Raw genomic sequence first — 19,503 nt, 5'->3', positions numbered from 1 at the left:
GGAGCGCACCGTTTTTTTCTGCACGGATAAGGTAGCGGTACCTTGACGGCGGAAACCATTGCAATATGGTCTGACCTCAAGGTCGATTCATATGGCCAGTGGTAGCGGTAACGCGCGACCTAAACGATAAATGGGGAGGCGAAATATGCACTTGATCCATAGCGCGACCACGCGCGACCAAAATCAGAAAATTCTTGCTCTGAAATATGGCGTATCGGCCATCGCGCTGAGCGCGATGTTGATCGGCGCGCCAGCGCTGGCCCAGACCCAGGCCAAGCCCGCGAGCGACGCGCAGATCGTCGATGAAGTCGTCGTCACCAGCATTCGCAAGAGCCTGCAGAGCTCGCAGCAGCTCAAGCAAAGCTCGGAGATCATCGGCGACTCGATTACCTCCGAAGACATCGGGGCCCTGCCGGACCGGTCCGTCACCGAGGCGCTGCAGCGGATCCCGGGCGTGGCCATCAGCCGCTTCGCCGCCGGCGTTGATCCCGACCACTTCTCGGCCGAAGGCAGCGGCGTCGTCGTGCGCGGCCTGAACTTCGTGCGTTCGGAGCTGAACGGTCGCGACACCTTCTCGGCTAATAACGGCCGCGCCCTGAGCTTTGCCGACGTCCCGTCGGAACTGATGGGCGGCGTCGATGTGTTCAAGAGCCCGTCTGCCGACATGATCGAGGGCGGCATCTCCGGCACGGTCAACCTGCGCACCCGCCTGCCGTTCGACAGCAGCAAGCGCCTGCTCTCGGTTTCGGCGGAAGAGAGCTACGGCGACTTCGTCAAGAAGTGGGCTCCGACCTTCTCGGCGCTGTACAGCGACCAGTGGGACACCGAGGCCGGCACGTTCGGCCTGCTGCTGAGCGCCGTCGACTCCAAGCTCTCCACCCGCTCGGACGGCACGCAGGTGTCGAACTTCGGTTGCCGCACCGGCTTCACCAGCGCCCAGACCGCCAATCCGCAAGCCGCGACCTGCCCCGGTGGCGGCAAGGGCGTGTGGTTCCCGCGCGGCGCGGCGTTCCGCAGCACCGAGACCAAGCGTGAGCGCACGGGCTATGCTGCGGCCGGCCAGTGGCGCAGCAACGACGACACCATGTTGGCCACCTTTCAGTACCTGCGCTCGGAATCGACCCAGTCCTGGACCGAGCACGCAATCGAAATCGCCACCGACAACGTGACCTCGAACGGTGACTCGCGTCCGATCGACGGCACCACCTTCGGTGTCGACAGCAACGGCGTCTTCACCAATGGCGTCATCACCGGTCCGCAAGGTTGGCGTGATGACCAGTTCAGCGCCGATCCTCGCGTGCCGAGCTTTGGTCTGCAAAGCAACAACGTCAATCGCAATGTCGAGCAGACCTATCTGACGTCTGACTACGGCTTTAACTTCAAGTGGACGCCGAACGATCGCCTCGGCGTAGCCTTCGACTACCAACACGTCGACTCCACGGTCGATAATCTCGACGTGGGCATTTGGGGCTCAAGCTTCCAGAACCTGAACCTGAAGCTGAATGGCTCGGATCTTCCGGAGTTCACTTTCATCCCACCGGCCAGCGGGGCTAGCATCCCGCCCTGCTCGCCGCCCAGCGGCACCTGCTCGACCTACTTCAACGCACCGAATGACAACTTCCAAAGCCCGCACAACAGCTTCTGGCGCTCGGCGATGGACCACATCGAACAAAGCGAAGGAAAAGAAGACGCCGCAAAGATCGACGTCGATTATCGCTTCGCGGAGAACAGTTGGCTAGAATCGGCCCGGGTCGGCGTTCGCTGGGCCGAGCGCGATCAAACAACCCGTTTCTCGACCTATAACTGGGGCGTGCTGAGCGAAATCTGGGGCGGCGGCGGCCCGGTCTGGTTCGATGATCAGATCAACGGCTCGCCGACAACGCCCGGCGGTTCGACCAGCGCGGCCCAGACCACGCTCTACCCTTTCACCGACTTCATGCGCGGTCAGGTGCCGGTTCCGACTGGTCTCCAGGCCCGGCCGTTCTACAACGGCAACTCGGCCAAGGACTATGCCGCCATGACGGCCTTCGCCCTGAGCGTCGGTGACGAGTGGCGGGCCCGTAACGGCGGCAATGGCTGCCCGCAGAACTGGGTTCCGCTCGCTCAACGCTGCGGCGTGGTCGCCGGTACGCCGTTCTTGCCGGGTGAAATCAACCCGATCAATGAAAAGACCCAATCCGCTTACGGCATGCTGCGCTTCAGGCATGAATTCGACGGCGACATCGGTGTCAGCGGCAATATCGGCCTGCGGTATACCAAGACGAAGCGCGAGGCTTCCGGCTTCCTGTCCTTCCCGGCCTCAAACCCGCCGAGCGACCAGTCCTGCCTGGACTCTCTCGCCCGATACAACGCTCAGCCTAATCCGAAGCCTCCGTTCGCACCGACAGACTTCTGTTCACTGCCCGCGACCACCCGGGCCGCGACACGTCTTTTCTCGAACGGCGCCACCACCCCGACCGTCGCGCGTGCCACCTTCGAACATTGGCTGCCCAGCGTAAACGTGAAGGTTGCTCTGCCCAACAAGGTGCAACTACGCTTCGCCGCCTCGAAGACCATCACGCCGCCGGACATCGGTTTGACCCGCAACTACTACAATGTGGGTCTGGACCTCTCTGACACGGGGATCGCCGGTCCTCCGCTGACCGCCACCAGCGTCAGCGGCAACCTGACGGTCGGCAATCCCTATCTTAAGCCGACGAAGTCGTTCAATTTGGACGGTGCAGTGGAATGGTATTTCGCGCCGGTCGGCTCGCTAACCTTCGCGGCCTTCTACAAGGAACTGAAGGACGTCGCGACGAACTCGACTGCGCGTATTCCGTTCACCAACAACGGCGCGACCTTCGACGTGGCCATAACCACGCCGGGCAACTCGGACCAGACGGCCAAGGTCAAGGGCTTCGAGATCGGCTATCAGCAGTTCTACGACTTCCTGCCCAAGCCGTTCGACGGGTTCGGCATCAACGCCAACTACACCTACATCAACAGCAAGGGCGTGCCGCAAAGCACGCTGTCGGCGACCGACCCCGACGTGGCAGCCGGCCGGGTCTCGACCGTCGACACCAGCCTGCTGCCGCTGCAAGGTCTGTCCAAGCACAACGTCAACTTCGCGGGCATCTACGAGAAGGGTCCGATCTCGGCTCGCCTGGCCTACAACTGGCGTTCGGACTTCCTGCTGACCGTCCGCGACGTGATCGTGCCCTACGCGCCGATCATGAACGAGGCCACCGGCCAGTTGGACGGGTCGCTGTTCTACACCGTCAATCCCAAGGTGAAGATCGGCGTGCAGGGCGTGAACCTGACCAACGAGGTCACCAAGACCACGCAGGTCCTGAACAACCAACTGCTCAAGGCTGGACGGTCTTGGTTCATGAACGACCGGCGCTACACCTTCGTGGTGCGCGCCAGCTTCTAAGGTCTGTGGCGTCCGGCCGGGGCCTGCCCCTCGGTCGGACGTCCGCGGCCTCGGCTCCGGCCCGGTGGGGCGGAGACATTCGGTTCCTAGGACTTCGCCGCGCCCTGTCCCACGGGGCGCGGCGCTTTCGTTGAAGGCTGCGTGATGACCTCTTCTTCCATCCTTTCCCGACGCCAGGCTCTGGCTCTCGGCCTCGCAGGCGCGGCAGTCCTGGGCGGCGGTTCGGCTCAGGCGGCGCAAACGCCGTCGCTGGCCAAGCTGGCCAAGGCCAAGGGGGTGCAGTTCGGCAGCGCCGTCGGCGCCGGTCCGACCGGCTCGCTGACCGGCTCGTTCGAGGACGCTCGCTATCGCCAGGTGCTGATCAACGAGTGCGGCGTGCTCGTGCCGGAAAACGAACTGAAGTGGTACGTGCTGCGGCCCGACGCCGAGACCTTCGCCTTCGAACGCGCCGACCGCATCGCCGCCTTCGCCCAGCAGAACGATATCGCCCTGCGCGGCCACACCCTGCTGTGGCATCACCCCCAGTGGTTCCCTGCCTGGCTGAAAGCCCACGACTTCGGCAAGGGTCCGGCGGCCGCCGCCAACGCCGAGGCCATGCTGGTCGACCACATCACCAAGGTCGTGGCGCACTATCCGCAGATTCGGTCCTGGGACGTGGTCAATGAGACGGTCGATCCCAAGGACGGTTCGGTCCGCCACACAGTGTTCTCCGACGCCATGGGTCAGGCGCAGACGCTGGACGTCGCCTTCCATGCCGCACGCGCGGCGGCGCCCAAGACTCAGTTGGTCTATAACGACTATATGGGCTGGGAAGCCGGCAACGAGGCCCACCGCGCCGGCGTGCTGAAGCTTCTGGAAGGCTTCCGCAAGCGCGGCGCGCCGGTCGACGCCCTCGGGGTCCAGAGCCACCTCGGCACCGAAGATCCGGCCGCGCCTGGTAGCCTGGGGCGGCCCCAGGAGAAGGCTTGGCGCGCCTTCATCGATGAGGTGACCGGCATGGGCTACGACCTGCTGATCACCGAGTTCGACGTCAACGATCACGATCTGCCCCCCGGCGTCGCTGCGCGCGACGCCTCCGAAGCCGCCGTCGCCAAGGGCTATCTGGACCTGATGCTGGACTATCGTCAGACCAAGGCGGTGCTGGCCTGGGGCATGGTCGACAAGTATTCCTGGCTGCAGACGTTCACCCCCCGCAAGGACGGCCTGGCCAAGCGGGCGACGCTCTATGACGACGCCTACCGACCCAAGCCGTTGCGCCAGGCCGTGGCGGCCGCCTTCCGGGCCGCGCCGGAGCGGACCTGAGCCTCGCGTTCCGACCGATCATCGCGGCGCGTTATCTAGAGCCTGCCGTTGACACCCATTCCCGGTAAGCTTCCCGCCATGACCCTGTCGTTCCAGCCCCTTGACGAGCGCCACGATGTCACGCGCGAGATCCTGCGCGAGGAGATCGTACCGGCCTACCGTCCGGTGGTGCTGCGCGGCTTCGCAGCCGACTGGCCGGCGGTGGCGGCGGGACGGGCAGGGGCGAGGGCCGCCGCCGACTACCTGAAAGGCCTGGACCAGGGCGCGCCCGTCGAGGCCTTCGTTGGCGCGCCGGACATCAAGGGGCGGTTCTTCTACCAAGACGCCGAGCGGTCGGTGAATTTCGAGCGCCGGCCCGGCGCGATCTCGGCGATCCTCGACGACCTCCTCGCCCTGGGCGATCAGGTCGATCCGCCGTCGGTCTATGTGGGCTCAGCGCCGACGCCCAAGGTGTTGCCGGGGTTCGCCGAGGCCAACCGCAACCTCTTGCTGGACATCCCCGTCGACCCCCGCATCTGGTTCGGCAACGCGGTCACCGCCCAGACCCATTACGACATGGCCGACAATATCGCCGTCGTGGTGGCGGGCCGGCGACGCTTCACGCTGTTTCCACCCGAGCAGACGGCCAATCTCTATGTCGGGCCGCTTGACTTCACCCTGGCGGGTCAGCCGATCAGCATGGTGTCGTTGGATGAGCCCGATCACGCGCGCTATCCCAGGTTCGCCCAAGCCGTCGAGCATGGCCTGAGCGCTGAACTGGGCCCGGGCGACGCGATCTACATCCCGACCCTGTGGTGGCACCACGTGCGCTCGCTGGACTCGCTGAACGTGCTGGTGAACTATTGGTGGCGCGACCTGCCGCCCGAGGCCGGGTCGCCGTTCAAGGTGTTGGTCCACGGCCTGCTGGCGGTTCGTCACTTGCCGGCCCCGCAACGCGCCGCCTGGCGGGCGATCTTCGACCACTACCTGTTCGAGGTGAACGGCGATCCCGCCGCCCATCTTCCGGAGGACCGCAAGGGCGTGCTGGGTCCGCTGTCGCCCCGTCTGGCGCTGAACATCCGGGCGTTCCTGAAGCGCGCCTTCGGCTAGCCCGCTCCCGAAGGTCCTCGCCCACAGGGGGAAGACTTGAGCTAGAGCATTTTTCGAGCGAAGTGGTTCCGGTACGCGTGAAGAAAAATGCGTCAAAACAGAAGATTAGAGCTCACGGCCTGACGCAGTCAGGTTGGGAAATGCTCTAACCGCATACCGTCGAGAGCGCCTGGACATCCCAGGTCTTGATCGGCACGCGGAGACCTCGCGCGACCATGGCGTTCTCCAAGGTGACCGACGCCGTTGTCGGAGCGGAACTGAAGTCGGCGGCGTAGAACGGATGGCGCTCTGCCGTGTCCAAGGTGACGAGGCGGGCTCCCTGGCTCTGATAGAAGGCCAGCAGACGCGGCAGCAGACGGGCGTCGAGCGCCCCCTCATGCATCAGCAGCACATAGGGAATGTCCTTGCCGTACAGGCTGTGGGCCATGGCGCGGGAATAGTTGAAGCTGTCCTTGGCGGCCTGGAGATAGCTGGTCTCCAGCGCGGTGATCGCCGCCGTATCGCCCTTGGCGACACAACGGGCATAGGGCTCGTTCCAAGCCCAGTCGTCGAAGCTCATGGTCACGCTGGCGATGCGGTAATGGTGCTGGTCCAGGAACTGGCGGGCGGCGTCGCGCTTTTCGGGCGTGTCGCCCTCGTCGAGGAACGGAAAGCGCAACCAGCGCCAGTCGGCGCCGGCCATCTGCTTCTCCAGCACCGGCTCGTTGCGGATCAGGTCGGCCTGCCAGTTGGCCAGGCTGTTCTTGCTCAGCGCCATGTGCGACCAGGTGTGATTGCCCAGCGGGTGGCCCGCTGCGCGCCAGAGGCCTAGCACGGCGGCGGACTCGGGTTCACGCTCTTCCTGCACCGCATTGACGAAACCATAGACCGACGGGGCGCCGGCCTCATGCAGGGCGGCCAGGATTTGCTCGGCGATCCCGACCCGCGTCTGGCCGGGGGGCAGGGCGCTGTGAGCAGGCAGGTCGTCGAAGGTGAGGGCGATCTCGATGGGTTCTGGCTTGGCCAGGACGGGGCTGGCGACGGCGGTCAAGGCGACCAGGCCGCATAGCCACACCACGCTCGTGAATGACATCATGTTTCCGCCCCAGGGTCATTATCGTCACTTGGCGTGACAACTGTCTTGGCGGGCAAGACCGCGTCCCGCAGCATGAGAGTGGCAAGAACTGGCCATCGTGACCAGCCGTCATGAGATAAAAAGGTAGCGGTACCGGTGGTTCACTGATCTGTTTTCCACGGCGCGCCGCGCCAAGGCGACCTTGAAGTCTTATCGTTCCGAGCGCTCGACAAAGGCGTTGACGCCGGCCTCGCCGGGGCCATTGACGGCTAGCGCCGAGGTTGGCGACTGACCGCGTGGTGCGCAGACTTGCAGCGGATTGCGAGAAGAGGCGGCGTCGGCGCCATTCCTGACCTCGCCGCCAAGGTTTGGGGTTGAACCCCATGGCCGCGAAGCGGATTGCCGTCCTGAACCTCGTTTAGGAAGGACCAAGACTGATGCGTACCTCGATCTGCGGTGCTGTGGCGATGATGGCGACGATCGCGGCCTTTTCGGGATCGGCCCTGGCCCAGCAACCCGCGCCGACCACGCCAGTTGCCGGGCAAATGGCCACCAAGGCGTTCCTGACCCTCGACACGCCGATCGCGGTGATCGTCGCCGATCCTGCGGGCAAGGCCGTGCTGGACAAGGATGTGCCCGGCCTGACCGACCACCCGCTGTACGACAGCTTCAAGACCCTGTCCCTCAAGGAACTGCAGCCCAAGATGGGTGGCGGCATCGGTGACGACGCCATGGCCGCGACGGCGCGAGATCTGGCGGCTCTGGACCTGACCAAGAAGCGCTGACGCCTAACGCGCCTCGAGAGCCAACAGGCCAAACAGCGCGCCTTCGGTGTCGGACAGCCGCCAGCCGCGATCCACAAATACCGCGCCGCGCCGGAAGTCGTCGGCCACGGCGCGGCGCAGGGCGGACAAGGCCTCGGGCTCGCGGCCCCGAGGAAACAGCCGCGCGGCCAGGGCCGTGACCGTGGTCGGCGCGCGGCCGGCCAGCCAGGCCTCTCCCACCCGCGCGGCGGCGGTCAGGTCCAGATCGCCGAACAATCGCGCCTTGGGGTTGCTCGGGACGGCGGCGGCCAGCGATGGCAGGCCGGCGCTGGCCGTGACGACGAACAGGGCGGCCAGCAGGTCGCGGCGGGCGAGGGCGGTCATCGGTCGGCTCCGAGCTCTTGTTTCAGATGATCGGCCAGGCGCATCACCAGGGCCAGGATCGTCAGGGTGGGATTGGCGATGCCCGAGGTTGGGAAAACCGAGCTGCCGGCCACGTACAGATTGCCGGTTCCGTGCACCTTCAGGTCCGGATCGACCACGCCCCGCTTCGGATCGGCGTTCATCCGAGTCGTGCCCATGTGATGGCGCGAGGCGCTTGAGATCGCCAGCAGTTGGCTCCGCTTGATCGGCCAACAGAAACGGCCCTGGCCAGCGGCGCCCAAGGCGTCGCCGAACCCGGCGGTCGAGCGTTCCAGGCTGTCCCAGTCGGTCTTGCCGTAGGTCCATTCCAGTCGGATGCGCGGCATGCCAAGTGGGTCCTTCGCCGAGGCGTCCAGGGTCACGCGGCTGTCGGGATTGGGGAAGTGCTCGGACATGGCGAAACAGCCCAGGAGCTGGCCGCCGCCGGACGTGTCGCCGTCGAGGGTCGTGGCGACCTGGCGGAGCGCCTTGGTGTCGGCCTGGGCGATCCCGGTCTCATCGGCCGCGTAGAGCGTGACGGTGAAGTTACCGGCTCCCATCCGCTCTTGCGCCGGCGCGCCGCTGGCCAGCACGCAGTGGGGGCTGGTGCGGGTGGGATTGAGATACAGGCCCATCGGCGCGTCGCGCGACACGTGGACGGCCGAGGCTTCGCTCTCGGCGTCGCCGTCCACCGAATAGGTGACATGGCCCTGGAAGAACCGGCCGACGAGGTCGTGGGCGTTGCCGACGCCCGCCTTGTGGACCCCATTGGAGGCCAGCAGCAGCCGGACGTTCTCGATGCCACCGACCGCCAGAACATAGGTTTTGCCGCTCGCCGTGTGTCGCTTGCCGTCAAGGCAGGCCAGGTCCAGCCCCTCGACCTGGTCGCCGGTCGGGTTCAACCGGATCTTGGTGACATTGGCGTGCAGATAGACCGTGATGTTGGCGGCATCCGCGAAATCGGTTCGAAAACGGTCGAAGGCGGCCTTGTCGCTGCCGCCCGAATAGCGGGTGAAGGCGCGCGGGGCCGAGAAGAAGCCGTCCTCCGCGTCGATGGCCAGCGGCGTGCGGGTTGGGTCTTTCAGGAGGGTGTTGTCGCGATCAAAGCGGGGGATCTCCAGCAGGTCGCAGGCCCGGTCGTAAAAGCCTTGCATCTGCTCTCGGGTCACCGGCCAGCCGCTGTGCGGCGCCCACGGCCGGGCCGCGAAGTCGGCGGGATCCAGCGGCGCGCACTTGCCGCCCCAGATCATGCCCGAGCCGCCCAGCACCCGGGCCCGCGACTGGGCGGGATAGTCGTCGAACGGCTTGTCGGGATTGTCCGGCGCGCGCACCATGGCCGAGCCGGCATAGAGGCCCTGGATTTCCATGTCCAGCTCGCGGCCGCCGCTTTCCAGGATCGCGACCTTCAGCGCAGCGCCGGCCAGCTCCTTGGCCAGGGTGATCCCGGCCAGGCCGCCCCCGATGATCAGCAGATCGGCCTGGATTCGGCTGGCGTCAGGCAAGGTTCGGGCGTCGATGAAAGCCATCGTGTTTCCTGTCGGTGTTGCGTGGGAGGTGAGGGCGCGCGGCTAGAGCAAGCCGCGCGATATAGGAATCGCACGGCTTGCTCTAGACTTTTGTTTTCGCATCGCTTTTGCGGAAAACTGGTGGCCACTTTTCCGCGCGATGCTCTAGGCGCGCGCGCCCTTGGCCTTGAGGTAGTCGACGATCTCGCTGTGACCGTGCTTGAGCGCTTCGCCGAGCGGCGAGCGGGTTTGGCCTCGATTGGCGGGCACGGCGCGGTTCACGTCCGCGCCCTTCTCAGCGAGGTAGCGCACCGTGGCCAGGTCGCCGGACTGGGCGGCGTTGATCAGCGGGGTTTCGTCGCCGGGCACGAAGGACTCCACCGACGCGCCGTGCTCGACCAGGGTCTTGACGATGGCCAGGTCGCCGCTGCCCGCCGCCGCGATCAATGGGTCGCCGTCGCCGCGCACGGCCTTGCCGGCGTCGGCGCCTTTGGCCAATAGCAGCTCGACGAAGTCGAGCCGTCCGGAGCGGGCAGCTTCGATCAGTGGGCTGCCGTCGCCGAGAGCCGCGCGGTTCACATCGGCGCCCTTGTCGATCAGGTAGCGGACCGTCGCCAGGTCACCGGAGCGGATGGCGTTGATCAGCGGCGTGTCGTCGCCGGGGACATAGGCGTTCACCTCGGCCCCGCGCTCGACCAGCGCCTTGACGATGTCGGGCCGACCCTCGGAGGCGGCCGCGATCAGCGCATTCCCGTCGCCGCGCGAAGCCAGATTGGCGTCGGCGCCCCTGGCCAGCAGAAGCTCGACAAGGTCGGCCCGTCCCGAGCGCGCGGCTTCGATCAGTGGCGTGCCGTCGCCCGAGGCCTTGAAGTCGACATCGGCGCCGGCCGCGATGAGGGCCTTGGCCTCGCTGGCGTCACCGTCGCGCACGGCCTTGAACAGCGGGCTGCGGCGGTCGCGTGCCTTGTCGTGGGCCGTCTCCTCCCGGGCGTCCTGGACGCTGTCTTGGTGGACGATGCGGGCGGGCTGGGCGGCCCAGACGGCGAAGCCCGCGCCCAGGGCCAGGGCGGCGACGGCGGCGGCGCCGATCAGGCGGGTGGCGCGGCCTTGGCGGTGCTGGGTGAGCATGACAAACCTCTCCTTGAGTTGGGTGTTGGCCGCGGCTGGCCAGTGGCAGCCGAGCGGCGGCGCGAAGGGCGCCAGTTGGGTCTTCAGCATCGCCTCGCCATAGGCGCGGCGGGCGATGGGAAAGCGGGTCAGGACGGCGGCGTCGCAGGCGATCTCCTGGTCGATCCGCAGGCGCTGGGCGCCCAGATGGACCAGGGGATTGAACCAGAACAGGCACTGGACCGCGGTGGTAAGGGCGTTGATCTGGGCGTCGCCGGCCGCCAGGTGGTTGCGCTCGTGGGCGAGAATCAGGGCCTGCTCCTGCGGCGTGAAGCGCAGCGCGAAGTCGGCGGGTAGAACGAGCTTGGGCAGGAAGGCGCCGATCACTGCGGGGCCGACGCCGACGTGCTCGGCGTGGAACAGGTCCGCCTCGCCGCGAAGACGGCCCAGCGACCGCACGAACCGGCGCTGGCGCGCGGCCTGGACACCGAGGGCCAGCAGGCTGACCAGGGCCCAGGCGATGACCAGCGGGCCTTGCGGGTCCCAGTCCTGAATGCGCGGCGTGGACCTGAGGAGCGCGACAGCGGGGGCTGGTTGGGCGGCAATGGCCGACGGCTGCGCGGCAGCGTCGACGGCGACGGGCCGGGGCTGCGCAATGGGGATCGTCACGGTGCGCGCGGGCAGTATCACCGCCACGACCGCCAGCGGCGCGACCAGCCAGAGACCGTAGGCGGCGCGAGCGCCGAACAGGCCGCGAACCGGCCGGCGAAGCACCAGCACAAGCAGCACCGCCGCGCCGATCGCCAGGTTGGCGTGGACCAGAAGGGCCAGGAAGTCAGCGGCCATCGTCGTGCGCCTCCAGGATGCGGCGCAGTTCGGCGATGTCGTCGTCGCTCAGTCGTTCACGCTGCGAGAAGTGGCTGACCAGCGGCGCCAGGCGACCGTCGAACAGGCGATCCAACAAGCCCTGACTCTCGGCGTGAACATAGTCGCCCTGGGCCACCAGCGGCCGATACAGGAAGCGACGCCCGTCCTTCTCGGCGGCGATGGCGTCCTTCTTCAGCAGGCGGTTGAGCAGCGCCTTGACTGTGCCCTCGGCCCAGTTCTGCTCGCCCGCCAGCGTGGCGGTAAGGTCTTCGGCGGTCAGTGGGCTTTTCGCCCACAGCGCCTTCATGATCTGGCTTTCGGCCGTACTGATCCGCATGGAACCTCTCCTGGGCTCCTGCAACGATTACCGACGTAATCGTTCGGGTCAATCAGCGATTATGATTGTAAACGATATGTAATGGAGACGGCTAGGTCTTGGTGCCGCGCAGGGCGCCGGGATCGACGGGCGGCCGCGGACGATCACCGCCCGTGGAGCGCGGATCGCTCGTGCCCTTAGGTGCGGAGGGACGTGTGCCCGGATAGGTCTTCATGCGCCGGTGTCCTGATCGACTGGCGCGGCGGCTCGGCGGGCCTTTGTGCGCGCCAACGCCGGACGCAGCACCGGCGTCGGCACCACAAGTTTCCAGACGAGCGGGAAGGCGAAGGCCAGCAGCGCGCACGCCGCAGAAAGCTCGAAGAGCCAGTTCATGGGGTCGATGTCTCGAAGGCCGGCCGCGTCGGAGCCGATCAACCACCTCGCGGCGGCTCGCTCTCGACGGCCAAGTTCCGCATATAGGAACGCGCGAAACGGTTTATCAGGCCTCGTCGGCGGGAGGGTCTTCGATCATCGCGTTCAAGGCCAGGACGGCGGTCCAGGTGCGGCCGGTGATCCGGGTCCCGAGGGTTTTCTCGACTAAGCCATTTGTCAGTTTCGAGCCGCCCACGCCGTCGGGATAGATGGCGTAGATCTGACGGCTTTCGGCCCGCGCCTGTTCCGTACCGCGGATCGCCGCCCGCAGGGCGCCCATGGCCTTCTTGTCGGGCGTGTCCTTGCAGAACAGGGTCATCAGCCAACCCGGATCGGCCGCCGCGAAGTCCGGGAATGGATTGGCGACGACCAGGGCCCGCCAGGCCTCGGCCGTGCGGACATAGACGTCGGTGCGCAGGCCCAGCCGGGTCAACAGCTCGGTCTCCAGCTGGGTCTGCAGCTCGGCGCCGGTGCGCTCGCCGCTGTTGAAGATCAGGTCGCTGGGCTTGGGACCCATGCGCACATCGGTGAAGCCCAGGTCCGTCACCAGGCCGGTCAGTTCGTCGGCGGAGATCAGGCGACCACCGGCGGCGTTGACGCCGCGCAGCAGGGCGATGTGCAGGGACATGGTCGGGCCTTTCGAACGAGGCGGTTGTCTAGCCCTTCGCGGCGGCGACGTCGCTGAGCGATTTAGCCGTTGAGCGCCGCAAAGCCGCGTTCCAAATCCGCCTTCAGATCCGCCACGCTCTCCAGCCCCACATGCAGCCGCAAAAGCGGCCCCTCCAGCGTCACGGGAACCGACCGGTTCTTCAGCTGTGGATCGCAGTGGATCGCCAGGCTCTCATAGCCGCCCCACGAGAAACCCAAGCCGAATATTTCGAGCGCGTTGAGGAAGGCGTGGACGGCCTTCTGCGAGGCGGGCTTCAGCACCACGCCGAAAAGGCCGCAGGCGCCGGTGAAGTCGCGTTTCCACAGGGCGTGGCCGGGATCGTCCTCCAGGGCCGGGTGCAGCACGCGGGCCACCTCGGGGCGACCCTGCAGCCAGCGGGCGATCTCCAGGCCAGCGGCCTGGTGGGCGGGCAGGCGGACGGCCAGGGTGCGCAGGCCGCGCAGCACGGTATAGGCGTCGTCGGGCGACACCGACCAGCCGATGTCCCACATGGCGTCGCCCAGCTGGTTGCCGATGACGTTGTCGGCGGTGGCGGCGCTGCCCATGAAGACGTCCGAGTGGCCGCCCACATATTTGGTCAGGGCCTGCACGCTGATGGTCACCCCGTGGGCCAGGGGCTTGAAGTAGAAGCTGGCGGCCCAGGTGTTGTCGATCAGGGTCAGCACGCCGCGCGCCGTGGCGGCCGCAGCGATGGCGGGTAGGTCCTGCATCTCGAAAGTGAGCGAGCCGGGGGCTTCCAGCAGGATCATCCGGGTGCGCGGCGTGCACAGGGTCATCAGGGCGTCGGGCGACAGGGCTGGGTCGTAATAGGTCGTCGCTACGCCGAAGCGGGTCAGTACCCGGTCGCAGAACCGGCGGGTAGGCTTATAGGCGCTGTCGACCACCAGGATCTCGTCGCCGGACTTTAGCAAAGCCAGCATGACGCCGGTTATCGCCGCCAGGCCCGACGGATAGAGCGTGACGTCCGGCGAGCCCTCCAGTTCGGCCAGGGCCAGTTGCAAGGCGGCGGGCGAGGACAGGCCGGTAATGCCGTAGGTCAGCTGGTTGTCGTCATACAGCGCGGCGGCGTTGGGCAGCAGCACGGTCGAGCCGCGCTGGATCGGCGGATTGACCGTCCGCGCCAGCTTGATCCCGTCCCGCGACGGCGAGCCCGTACGGACCAGGCGGGTTTCTTCATCCAGGGGCATGGCGCGGACTCGCGGTTCTCGGTGTTGCAGGTCCTCCCCCTGTGGGGGAGGTGTCGGCGAAGCCGACGGAGGGGGGTGATCGGCAGCTGGCGAGATGCCCAATGAAGATCCCAACACTCCCCCCACCGGTCGCTTCGCAACCACCTCCCCCACAGGGGGAGGATTTTTGAAGTCAGGCCTCGCCCGTCGCCACCGGCACGTCCTCGCGCCCGCCCCATTCGGTCCAGGAGCCGTCATAGACTGCCGCTCTCGGCTTGCCGAGCCGCGCGAGCGCCAGAGACACCACTGAGGCGGTGATGCCAGATCCGCAGGTGGTGGCCACGGGCTTGGCGACATCGACGCCGGCCGCCGCGAACACCGCCGCCAGCCTTTCAGCGCTTAGCAACGTGCCGTCGGGCGCCAGAAGCGCCGCCAGCGGCACGTTGCGCGAGCCGGGGATGTGGCCGCCGCGCAGGCCTGCGCGGGGCTCGGGCTCGGCGGCGGTGAAGCGGCCGACGGGGCGGGCGTCGACCACCTGTTCGCGGCCGGTCTCGATATTGCGCTTGATCTGCTCGATCGAGCGGACGAGGTCAGCCTGGAAGCGCGGGGTGAAGTGGCGCTCCTGGGGCATGACCACGTGGTCGTCCACCGGCCGTCCCTCGGCGATCCACTTGGGCAGGCCGCCGTCCAGCACCACGACGTCCTCGTGGCCCATGGCCCGGAATTCCCACCAGACGCGGGCGGCGGGCAGGATGCCGGTGCTGTCATAGACCACGATCCGCGAGCCATCCCCCAGGCCCAACTTCTTGACCCGCGAGGCGAACTTGATCGGAGAGGGCAGCATGTGCGGCAGGTCGGAGGTCTCGTCGGCGATCTCGTCGATGTCGAAGAACACCGCGCCGGGGATGTGGACCGACTTGTATTCGGCCCTAGGGTCGCGCTTTGCGGCCGGCATGTGCCAGGACCCATCGACGATCCGCACGTCCGGCGCGTCGAGGTGCTCCTGCAGCCAGGCAGTCGAGACAAGGGGGTCTTGGGTCATGGCTTGGCCTTTCGGGGTCTGACTCGCCCCAACGCGAAGGGTGGGCAAGATCACGCGATCGGCGACGGGGAGCAAGCGCGACCTACATCCACGGCGGGGTCGGCAGGCCCTTCTCGGCGAGGAACGCTGGGTTGAACAGCTTGCTTTGGTAGCGCGAGCCGTGGTCGCAGAGGATGGTCACGATGGTGTGGCCGGGGCCCATGGCGCGGGCCATGCGGATCGCGCCGGCCACGTTGATCCCAGACGAGCCGCCCAGACACAGGCCCTCGTGCTGCACCAGGTCGAACACCTGCTCCAGCATCTCCTCGTCGCTGATCCGGAAGGGGTGGTCGACCACCAGGCCTTCGAGATTGGCGGTAATCCGGCCCTGGCCGATGCCTTCGCTGATCGAGGTTCCTTCCGACTTGAGTTCGCCGTCGGCGTACCAGCTGTAGAGCGCGGCGCCATGCGGGTCGGCCAGGCCGATCTTCACCGACGGCTTGCGGGCTCGCAGGGCCTGGGCGACGCCGGCCAGGGTGCCGCCCGAACCGATGGCGCAGATGAAGCCGTCGACCGCACCGTCGGTCTGTTCGAAGATCTCAGGGCCAGTAGTCTCGCAATGGGCCCGGCGGTTGGCGACATTGTCGAACTGGTTGGCCCAGATCACGCCATTGGGCTCGGTCCTGGCTAGTTCCTCGGCGAGGCGGCCGGAATAGCGAACATAGTTGTCGGGGTTGGAATAGGGGACGGCGTCCACCTCGACCAGGTGCGCGCCGAGCAGGCGAATGGCGTCCTTCTTCTCCTGGCTTTGGGTGCGCGGGATCACGATGGTGGTCTTGTAGCCCAGGGCAGAGGCGACCATGGCCAGGCCGATTCCGGTATTGCCCGCCGTGCCCTCGACGATACGGCCGCCCGGCCTCAGCAGGCCCTTCTCCTCGGCGTCGCGGATGATGCCCAGGGCGGCGCGGTCCTTGACCGACTGGCCGGGATTCATGAATTCGGCCTTGCCGAGGATCTCGCAGCCGGTCGCCTCGCTGGCGCGGTTGAGACGGATCAGGGGCGTGTCGCCGATGGCGTCCAGGACGCTGGTCTTGATGGTCATGGGGCGCTGGGCTGAGACGGGCTGCTGCGGAAACAAGAGTGCATGGTAGATCGTGCGCGGGCGAGCAGACGCAAGCCCAGTTTTCCTGAAGGCAAGGTTTGGTTCATGAGCAAACGGCAAGGCGCGCTGCGGCTGGTGTTGGGCGACCAACTGAGTGAGACCCTGTCGGCGCTGGCGGACCTGGACCCCGCCCACGACGTCGTGCTGATGACGGAGTCCGTCGCCGAGGCTACGGCCTGGAAACATCACAAGCAGAAGCTGGTCCTGGTCTGGTCGGCCATGCGCCAGTTCGCCGCCCGGCTGGAGGCGCGCGGCGTCCGGGTTCGCTATGTGCGGCTGGATGACCCGGCCAATACCGCCTCGATCGCTGGTGAGATCACGCGCGCCCTGGCCGAGGAGCCGGCGGAGCGGGTGATCCGCACCGTCTGCGGCAAGTGGGCCCTGGAAGAGCACCTGCTGGCCCTGGCGCACACGCTGTCGATCCCCGTTGAGGCGCGAGAGGATGATCGCTTCCTGTGCTCCCGCGCTCAGTTCGCCGCCTGGGCCGAGGGGCGCAAGGAACTGCGGATGGAGTATTTCTACCGCGAGATGCGCCGCCGCACCGGCCTGCTGATGGACGGCGACAAACCCGCCGGCGGCCAGTGGAACTTCGACGTCGAGAACCGCAAGAAATTGCCCGCCGGCGTGCGGCCGCCCGCGCGCCTGCGCACCGTGCCCAACGCCGTGACCCGAGATGTAATGACGACGGTCGAGGCGGGCTTCGAGGATCACTTCGGCCGCGTCGAGACCTTCGACTGGCCGACCAACCCGCAGGAAGCCGAGGCGATCCTCGACCATTTCATCGCCGACATGCTGGCCGGGTTCGGCGAGGCCCAGGACGCCATGAGTTGGGGACGGCCGTTCCTGTGGCACAGCCTGATCTCGCCGGCCCTGAACATCGGCTTGCTGGACCCGCTGGACATCTGCCGGCGGGCGGAGGCTGCCTGGCGGGCGGGCAAGGCGCCCTTGAACGCCGTCGAGGGCTTCATCCGCCAGATCCTCGGCTGGCGGGAATTCATGCGGGGGGTCTACTGGCTGAAGATGCCCGAATACGCCCTGCGCAACGCGCTGGACGCCGAAGGCAAGTTGCCGTGGTTCTACTGGAGCGGCGAAACCGACATGGCGTGCGTCGCCGACGCCGTGGCTTCGGCCCGCGACCATGCCTACGCCCATCATATCCAGCGGCTGATGGTCACCGGCAATCTGGCCATGCTGCTGGGCGTGCATCCAGACGCCGTGGATGACTGGTACATGGTGGTGTTCGCCGACGCCTATGAGTGGGTCGAGATGCCCAACACCCGCGGCATGGCCACCTTCGCCGACGGCGGCATCGTCGGCTCCAAGCCCTATGCGGCCAGCGGCGCCTATATCGATCGGATGAGCGACTACTGCAAAGGCTGTCGCTATGACGTGAAGGACCGCTTGGGCGAAAACGCTTGTCCGTTCAACGCGCTATACTGGGATTTTCTCGATCGACATGAGGCGCGCCTGGCCGGCCTGGGGCGGATGATGATGCCGCTCAAGACCCTGTCTCGCATGCCCGAAGCCGAGCGGGCGGCGTTTCGCGCCAAGGCGGCCGCGACGCGAGGCGCGATGGGTGTCTAGCCGACGTGGGTCTCGATGACGTTCAGCAAGGCCAGCGGACCGCCCGCCGTCGTGGCCGCGCACCAGACATTGTGCAGGCCCTCGACCTCGACCAAACGGTTCCCGACGGCGTCGATCATGATGCCTTCGGCGATATCGGACGACACCTCGCCCAGCAGCTGTTCTTCCTGCAGTTCGCCGCACCAGGCGGTGACCGCATCGACCGCTGTCTCGGCGTCGAACTGGGTAATGTAGGTGCCGCCGTGGAAATCCAGGACCATGGTATAGAGGTTCATTGGGGGCCGACCTCTGAGACGCTTTGCGTCAGTGTACGCCCATCAAAGGTCGGACCGCGCGATCTAACTTGCTAGGCCCGCGCCACCCTATGTCCGGGAAAGCCCCAACTGGATCACATTGGTGCGCTCGGTCCGGAACCCGGCCTCGCAATAGCTGAGATAGAACCGCCATAACCGCCGGAAGCGCTCGTCGAAGCCCTGGCCCTTGATCTCGTCCCAGGCCGCCTCGAACCGATGGCCCCATTCAGCCAGGGTGTCGGCGTAGTTCTGGCCAAACCGGTCGATCCCGGTCCAGGTCAGGCCCGCGGCGGCGGTTTCCTGTTGCAGGCGCTGCTCGCTGGGCAGCATGCCGCCGGGGAAGACATAGCGCTGGATGAAGTCGGTCTGGACCCGGTAGTGGTCGAACAGTTCGTCGCGAATGGTGATGATCTGCAGGCCGGCCCGGCCGCCGGGGCTCAGCACCTCGCGGATCTTGCCGAAATAGGTCGGCCAATAGGCCTCGCCGACCGCTTCGAACATCTCGATCGAGGCGACGCTGTCAAACTGCCCCTGGACGTCGCGATAGTCGATCAGCCGGATGTCGGCCTTGTCGGCCAGGCCTTGGTCGAATAGGCGCCGCTTGGCGAAGTCGTGCTGGGCCTGGGAGATCGTGACGCCCGTGACCCGGGCGCCCACCTCCTTGGACGCGTATTCGGCGAAGCCGCCCCATCCGCAGCCGATCTCCAACACGTGCTGGCCGGGCCGCAGATCGATCGACCGGGCCAAGGCCGCGTACTTGGCGCGCTGGGCCTGATCGAGCGACTGGCCGGGGGTTTCGTAGAGAGCGGACGAATAGGTCATGCTGGGGTCCAGCCAGCGTGAATAGAAGGCGTTGCCCAGGTCGTAATGGGCATGGATGTTCTTCTTGGAACCCTGCCGATCGTTGCGATGAAAGAGGTGGTAGAGGCCATTGACCGCCCGCATCAAGGGGTTGCCGCTGACCAGGGCCGTCAGCTTGTCGAAGTTCAGGGAAAAGGCTTCCAGCACGGTCGACAGGTCTGGCGTGTCCCACTCGCCAGCCATGTAGCCCTCGGCGAAACCGATATCGCCAGAGGCCAGGGCCCGGCGGACGAAGCGGTAGTCGTGAACCTGGATCACGGCGTCCGGTCCGGGCGTCTTGCCGACGATCCGCAGTGACTTGCCCGTGGGCAGGATGAAGGTCAGCGTGCCCACCGCCCAGTTCTCGACGGCGATGCGTAGGGCCGAGCGAAAGGCGGCAGGGGCTCGGCGTAGCTCCGGGTCGCGGCCCAGGACCGACCAGGTGGCAGGCAGGATATCGGTCATCGACGGTCCCATCCCTAACTGAGGGAGAAAGTTAAAGCACTCGAAACCGATG

The 19,503-nt window shown here is 66.7% G+C and carries 18 protein-coding genes; 5 read left to right on the top strand and 13 right to left on the bottom strand.

Annotation, left to right across the window (positions count from 1 at the left end; genetic code table 11):
* Positions 1-145: 145 nt before the first annotated feature.
* The 3 genes from ACP696_RS06240 (at position 146) to ACP696_RS06230 (ending at position 5,803) form a co-directional block, all read left to right on the top strand.
* Complete coding sequence (locus ACP696_RS06240) at positions 146-3,412, top strand: TonB-dependent receptor (protein WP_426043561.1); 3,267 nt, start codon at positions 146-148, stop codon at positions 3,410-3,412.
* A 144-nt stretch (positions 3,413-3,556) separates the two neighbouring features.
* Positions 3,557-4,714, top strand: coding sequence for an endo-1,4-beta-xylanase (locus tag ACP696_RS06235; protein ID WP_426043560.1), 1,158 nt, complete (start codon positions 3,557-3,559; stop codon positions 4,712-4,714).
* A gap of 48 nt (positions 4,715-4,762) precedes the next feature.
* Positions 4,763-5,803, top strand: coding sequence for a cupin-like domain-containing protein (locus ACP696_RS06230; protein ID WP_426043559.1), 1,041 nt, complete (start codon positions 4,763-4,765; stop codon positions 5,801-5,803).
* Between the two features lie 145 nt (positions 5,804-5,948).
* Here ACP696_RS06230 and ACP696_RS06225 read toward each other — a convergent pair whose 3' ends face one another.
* On the bottom strand, positions 5,949-6,878 hold the full coding sequence (locus tag ACP696_RS06225; protein WP_426012194.1) for a polysaccharide deacetylase family protein: 930 nt from the start codon (positions 6,876-6,878) through the stop codon (positions 5,949-5,951).
* 416 nt (positions 6,879-7,294) lie between these two features.
* On the opposite strand from ACP696_RS06225, the gene ACP696_RS06220 reads away from it, so the two are divergent.
* Complete coding sequence (locus ACP696_RS06220; RefSeq protein ID WP_426012192.1) at positions 7,295-7,642, top strand: hypothetical protein; 348 nt, start codon at positions 7,295-7,297, stop codon at positions 7,640-7,642.
* 3 nt (positions 7,643-7,645) lie between these two features.
* Here ACP696_RS06220 and ACP696_RS06215 read toward each other — a convergent pair whose 3' ends face one another.
* The 10 genes from ACP696_RS06215 to ACP696_RS06170 all read right to left on the bottom strand — a co-directional run bounded on the left by ACP696_RS06215 (position 7,646) and on the right by ACP696_RS06170 (position 16,209).
* The gene (locus ACP696_RS06215) at positions 7,646-8,005 is read right to left on the bottom strand and encodes a hypothetical protein (protein ID WP_426012190.1); all 360 of its coding nucleotides are present in this window, start codon (positions 8,003-8,005) and stop codon (positions 7,646-7,648) included.
* Positions 8,002-9,549: a GMC oxidoreductase gene (locus tag ACP696_RS06210; protein WP_426012188.1), complete on the bottom strand. Its 1,548-nt coding sequence runs from the start codon at positions 9,547-9,549 to the stop codon at positions 8,002-8,004. The genes ACP696_RS06215 and ACP696_RS06210 overlap by 4 nt, the downstream gene beginning before the upstream one ends.
* Before the next feature lie 144 nt (positions 9,550-9,693).
* Positions 9,694-11,481, bottom strand: a complete 1,788-nt coding sequence (locus ACP696_RS06205; protein ID WP_426012186.1) for a M56 family metallopeptidase — start codon at positions 11,479-11,481, stop codon at positions 9,694-9,696.
* The gene (locus tag ACP696_RS06200) at positions 11,471-11,839 is read right to left on the bottom strand and encodes a BlaI/MecI/CopY family transcriptional regulator (protein ID WP_426012184.1); all 369 of its coding nucleotides are present in this window, start codon (positions 11,837-11,839) and stop codon (positions 11,471-11,473) included. The genes ACP696_RS06205 and ACP696_RS06200 overlap by 11 nt, the downstream gene beginning before the upstream one ends.
* Positions 11,840-11,930: 91 nt before the next feature.
* Entirely contained in the window at positions 11,931-12,053 is a 123-nt protein-coding gene (locus ACP696_RS06195) for a hypothetical protein (protein WP_426012182.1), read from the bottom strand.
* Entirely contained in the window at positions 12,050-12,211 is a 162-nt protein-coding gene (locus ACP696_RS06190) for a hypothetical protein (RefSeq protein WP_426012180.1), read from the bottom strand. Before ACP696_RS06190 ends, ACP696_RS06195 begins: the two co-directional genes overlap by 4 nt.
* Before the next feature lie 106 nt (positions 12,212-12,317).
* Entirely contained in the window at positions 12,318-12,878 is a 561-nt protein-coding gene (locus ACP696_RS06185; RefSeq protein ID WP_426012178.1) for a DUF1697 domain-containing protein, read from the bottom strand.
* Positions 12,879-12,940: 62 nt separating this feature from the next.
* The gene (gene metC, locus ACP696_RS06180) at positions 12,941-14,101 is read right to left on the bottom strand and encodes a cystathionine beta-lyase (RefSeq protein ID WP_426012568.1); all 1,161 of its coding nucleotides are present in this window, start codon (positions 14,099-14,101) and stop codon (positions 12,941-12,943) included.
* A 178-nt stretch (positions 14,102-14,279) separates the two neighbouring features.
* Positions 14,280-15,128, bottom strand: a complete 849-nt coding sequence (gene sseA / locus ACP696_RS06175) for a 3-mercaptopyruvate sulfurtransferase (RefSeq protein ID WP_426012176.1) — start codon at positions 15,126-15,128, stop codon at positions 14,280-14,282.
* A gap of 82 nt (positions 15,129-15,210) precedes the next feature.
* Positions 15,211-16,209 carry a cysteine synthase A gene (locus ACP696_RS06170; RefSeq protein WP_426012174.1) on the bottom strand — a complete coding sequence of 333 codons (999 nt, stop codon included), beginning with the start codon at positions 16,207-16,209 and terminating at the stop codon, positions 15,211-15,213.
* Between the two features lie 105 nt (positions 16,210-16,314).
* Between ACP696_RS06170 and ACP696_RS06165 the strand changes: the two genes are divergently transcribed.
* Positions 16,315-17,853, top strand: coding sequence for a cryptochrome/photolyase family protein (locus tag ACP696_RS06165; protein ID WP_426012172.1), 1,539 nt, complete (start codon positions 16,315-16,317; stop codon positions 17,851-17,853).
* Here the strand turns inward: ACP696_RS06165 and ACP696_RS06160 are convergent.
* Positions 17,850-18,128, bottom strand: a complete 279-nt coding sequence (locus ACP696_RS06160; RefSeq protein WP_426012171.1) for a hypothetical protein — start codon at positions 18,126-18,128, stop codon at positions 17,850-17,852. The genes ACP696_RS06165 and ACP696_RS06160 overlap by 4 nt on opposite strands.
* Positions 18,129-18,215: 87 nt before the next feature.
* Positions 18,216-19,451, bottom strand: coding sequence for a class I SAM-dependent methyltransferase (locus ACP696_RS06155; RefSeq protein WP_426043558.1), 1,236 nt, complete (start codon positions 19,449-19,451; stop codon positions 18,216-18,218).
* Positions 19,452-19,503: the final 52 nt, after the last annotated feature.

The organism is Caulobacter sp. DWR3-1-2, from assembly GCF_049896225.1.
Lineage (GTDB): Bacteria > Pseudomonadota > Alphaproteobacteria > Caulobacterales > Caulobacteraceae > Caulobacter.
Note: the sequence above shows the minus strand (reverse complement) of the source record. Positions and strands in the feature narration are given on the sequence as shown.